We start from the raw sequence: 4,587 nt of genomic DNA, 5'->3' as shown, positions 1-4,587 counted from the left end.
TGGATGCCGAGTACTGGTACACGAACCTGCGCCGGACGGTGTTGTTGGAGGAGACGGTCGGGGTTCTGCTGGGTGCGGGGCATGGTGTGTTCGTCGAGGTGAGTCCGCATCCGGTGCTGTCCGTGGGGCTGGAGGAGACGTTCGAGGCGGCCGGGAGTGACGCGGTCGCGTTGGGGACGTTGCGCCGGGACGAGGACGAGTCCCGCCGCTTCATGACCTCCCTCGCCCACGCGCATGTGCACGGGGTCGACCTCGACTGGAACACCCTGTTCGCGGGCACCGGTGCTCAGCGTGTCGACCTGCCCACCTACGCCTTCCAGCGTCGGCATTACTGGCCCGAAGCGCTGGCCGTTCCCGCTGCCGGCGCGACGGACCCGGTCGACGCCCAGTTCTGGGAGGCCGTCGAGGGCGAGGATCTGGGCGCCCTCATGCGCACTCTGGGCGGAACACAGAGCGAGGTCGCCCTCCGGACGGTCCTGCCGGCGCTTGCCTCCTGGCGACGTGACCGCCGTAATGGGGCCACCATCGACGGCTGGCGCTATCGCATCGACTGGGCACCGCTGGCGGAGGCGAAATCCGCACGGCTTTCCGGACGGTGGATCGTGCTGATCCCGGAGGTGTTGCGCGACGACGCGACGGTCCACGCCTGTGACGCGGCTCTGGTGGAGCACGGAGCGTGCGTGACGACTCTTGTGGTGCCCGCTGGAGAATCGGACCGGGATACTCTGACCGGGCACATACGCCGCCTCCTCGACGCGAGCGACGACGAAGTGTCCGGAGTGCTGTCCTTCCTCGGGGCGGACGAGAGCCCTGACGCGGTGCACAGCGCGGTCCCCGCCGCCGTGACGTCGACGCTGGCTCTGGTACAGGCCCTCGACGCCGTGGAGCTTCAGGCTCCCCTGTGGTGCGCCACCAAGGGGGCCGTGCAGGTGAGCGCCACCGCCGACCGCACCGTGAGCGTCGCCCAGGCGCAGGTGTGGGGGATGGGACGGGTCGTCGGTCTGGAGCGGCCCGGAAACTGGGGCGGCCTCATCGACTTGCCTGCCGACGGCGTCGACACACGCATGACCGACAGCCTCTGCGGCGTCCTGTCCGACGCTGTCGGAGAAGACCAGATGGCTCTGCGCCCGGCCGGCGCATTCGGCCGTCGACTGGTACGGGCGCCCTTGAACCAGGCGGGCTCCCGTACCCCATGGAAGCCCGAAGGCACCGTTCTCATCACTGGCGGTACAGGCGCCCTGGGCGGGCATGTGGCCAGGTGGCTGGCAGGGCGGGGTGCGGAGCGGCTCGTCCTGACCAGCCGTCGGGGCATCGCCGCGCCCGGCGCGGAAGAACTCGAGGCGGAGCTCACGGCTCTGGGCGCCAAGGTTTCCGTCGTCGCCTGTGATGTCGCCGACCGGTCCCAAGTGGCCGAGTTGGTCGGACGGCTGAGCCAGGAGGGCGGCCCCGTCCGCAGCGTCATCCACACCGCCGGGATCAGCGACAGCGTCGCCCTCGCGGACACGGAGCCTGCCGCCTTCGCACACGTCCTCGAAGGCAAGACGGCGGGTGCCGCCCACTTGGACGAACTGCTCGGTGGAACAGTGGATGCCTTCGTCATGTTCTCGTCCATCGCCGGGGTGTGGGGCAGTGCGCGCCAAGCCGCGTACGCGACCGCGAACGCGGCACTCGACGCGCTGGCTCACCGTCGCCGCGCCCAGGGCTGGGCCGCCACGTCCGTTGCATGGGGTCAGTGGGCCGACAGCGGAATGGCCGCGGGAGACACAGGCGAGCAGCTGACCCGGCTGGGGCTGGCCCCGATGGAGCCCGCTCTGGCGGTCACCGCTCTCCAACAGGCGATCGAGCACGACGAACCACCGATCGTCACGGTGGACGTGGACTGGCCCCGGTTCGCCACCGCGTTCACCACCCTGCGGCAGAGTCCGCTCATCGGCGGCCTGCCCGAAGTGCGGGCCGCCCTGCGGAGCGCCGAAAAAACCGCAGAGGCAGAGGGCGCCGGCACGGCCGATGTACTGACCCGGCGGATGCGGGAGATGTCGGGGCCGGAGCAGGACCACATGCTGCTCGAACTCGTCCAGGAGCGAGCGGCCACCGTGCTGCGGCTGGACACACCGAGCGCGGTACGCCCCGACCGGGCTTTCCGCAATCTCGGGTTCGACTCACTGACCGCCGTGGAGCTGCGCAACCGGCTCGCGGAGGCAACCGGCCTGCGGCTGCCGGCCGCACTCGTCTTCGACCACCCGACGCCCACCGCCCTCATCGCCTACCTGCGGAGCAAGCTGCTTCCGGAGGCCGGCCGGAACGGCATGGAGGACACCGTCGCGTACGGCGACGTGGATGAGGCCGTGGTGCGCAGTGCACTGGCCACCGTGCCGCTGGACCGGCTCAGGGCGGCCGGACTCCTGGACACCTTGATGACGCTCACGGATGAACATGACGGAGCAGCTGCGTCCTCAACCGCGGGTGACGACAACGACTCGATCGATGAGATGGACGCCGAGAGCCTGATCCAAATGGCACTGGGCAACGGCGATTCCTGATGATGCGCGAAGTGTGGAGTTCATGATGGCTAGTTCGGGTGACAAGGTTCTCGAAGCGCTGCGCGCGTCGCTCAAAGAGGTCGACCGGTTGCGGAGGGAGAACACCCAGCTCACCGGCGCCGCCAGGGAGCCGATCGCGATCATCGGCATGAGCTGCCGCTACCCGGGTGGGGTGGCGAGTCCCGATGACCTGTGGCGGCTCGTCGCCTCCGGGACAGATGCGGTGGACGCGTTCCCGACCGATCGTGGCTGGGACCTTGAAGGGCTCTATCAGGCGGGCGGCGCCAACGCGACGACCTTCGAGGGCGGCTTCGTCGACGGTGCCACCGACTTCGACGCCTCGTTCTTCGGGATCTCGCCCCGTGAGGCGCTGTCCATGGATCCGCAGCAGCGCCTCCTGCTCGAGGAGTCGTGGAAGGCGCTGGAGCGAGCCGGTATCGCCCCGACCTCACTCCACTCCACCCAGACCGGTGTCTTCGTCGGTGCACAGAGCTCCGGATACGAGACCAGCCTCCGCCAGTCCGACGACAACGTCGACGGTTATTACGTCACCGGCACCGCCGGCAGCGTCGTATCCGGCCGCATCGCGTACTCGCTCGGCCTGCAGGGACCCGCGGTGACAGTCGACACCGCGTGCTCGTCCTCCCTCGTGGCTCTTCACCTGGCTGTTCAGGCGCTGCGACAGCGCGAGTGCACTCTCGCCCTGGCGGCTGGTGTGACCGTCATGAACAACCCCGGCGCGTTCGCCGAGTTCAGTCAGCAGGGCGGCCTCGCGGGCGACGGCCGCTGCAAGTCGTTCGCCGCGGCCGCCGACGGCACGGGCTGGGCCGAGGGCGTGGGCGTGCTCCTCGTGGAGCGGCTGTCCGACGCGGTTCGCAACGGGCACCACGTGCTGGCGGTCGTACGGGGCTCCGCTGTGAACCAGGACGGTGCGTCCAACGGTCTGACAGCACCCCATGGCCCTTCGCAGCGGCGCGTCATCCGCGCGGCACTGGCGAATGCCGCCCTCTCACCCGCTCAGATCGACGCTGTCGAGGCCCATGGCACCGGCACCGTTCTGGGTGACCCCATCGAGGCCCAGGCCGTCGTCGAGACGTACGGCCAGGACCGGCCGGAGGACCGCCCCCTGCTTCTGGGCTCGATGAAGTCCAACTTCGGTCACGCACAGGCCGCTTCGGGTGTCGCCGGCGTGATCAAGATGGTCATGGCACTGCGCCACGCCCAGCTCCCGCAGACGCTGCACGTGGACGAGCCGACGCCCCACGTCGACTGGTCGGCGGGCACGGTACGACTGCTGACCGAGCCGGCGGACTGGCCGGAGACCGGGCAGCCGCGCCGGGCGGGTGTGTCGTCGTTCGGCGTGAGTGGCACCAACGCACACGTCATCGTCGAGCAGGCACCGGTGCGGGACAGCGCCGACGTCGCCGATGACGCTCAGCCCGGTTGGGTCCCGCCGGTTGTCCCGTGGCTCGTCTCGGCTGCCGGCGCCGAGGCGTTGCGGATACAGGCGCGCACCTTGCAGGCGCATGTGGAGACCGCTGGGGCCTCCTACGGCGCGCTCGACATCGGCTACTCCCTCGCCGTCGGCCGCGCCGCCCTCGAGCATCGGGCCGTGGTGCTCGAGGCAGGGCGCGAGGGCCTGCTGGACGGCGTCCGGGAGCTGGCCGCTTCCGGCGACGGGACAGGTGTCATCCGCGGTACGACGGCGCCTGGTGGTCTGGCGGTGTTGTTCTCGGGTCAGGGTGCGCAGCGGTCGGGTATGGGTCGTGAGTTGTATGAGGCGYATCCGGTGTTCGCGGATGCGTTTGATGCGGTGTGTGCGGAGTTGGACCGGCATCTGGATCGTCCGGTGCGGGGTGTGGTGTTCGAGGGTGGTGAGCTGCTGGATCGGACGCAGTTCACGCAGGCCGGGCTGTTCGCTCTTGAGGTGGCGTTGTTCCGTCTGGTGTCGGCCTGGGGTCTGAAGCCCGATTACCTGTTGGGTCATTCGATCGGTGAGTTGTCGGCCGCTCATGTGGCCGGGGTGCTGTCGTTGGAGGACGCGGCG

At 69.6% G+C, this 4,587-nt stretch carries 2 protein-coding genes; both read left to right on the top strand.

The window, feature by feature from the left end:
- A partial coding sequence (locus B9S57_RS19915) for a beta-ketoacyl reductase (protein ID WP_146057775.1) occupies positions 1-2,540 on the top strand: 2,540 nt, incomplete at its 5' end.
- A 13-nt stretch (positions 2,541-2,553) separates the two neighbouring features.
- Positions 2,554-4,587, top strand: a 2,034-nt coding sequence (locus B9S57_RS19910; protein WP_374935964.1) for a type I polyketide synthase, incomplete at its 3' end; no start/stop codon positions are given.

The sequence above is a fragment of the Streptomyces sp. SM10 genome (assembly GCF_002910915.1).
Taxonomy (GTDB): Bacteria; Actinomycetota; Actinomycetes; order Streptomycetales; family Streptomycetaceae; genus Streptomyces.
Note: the sequence above shows the minus strand (reverse complement) of the source record. Positions and strands in the feature narration are given on the sequence as shown.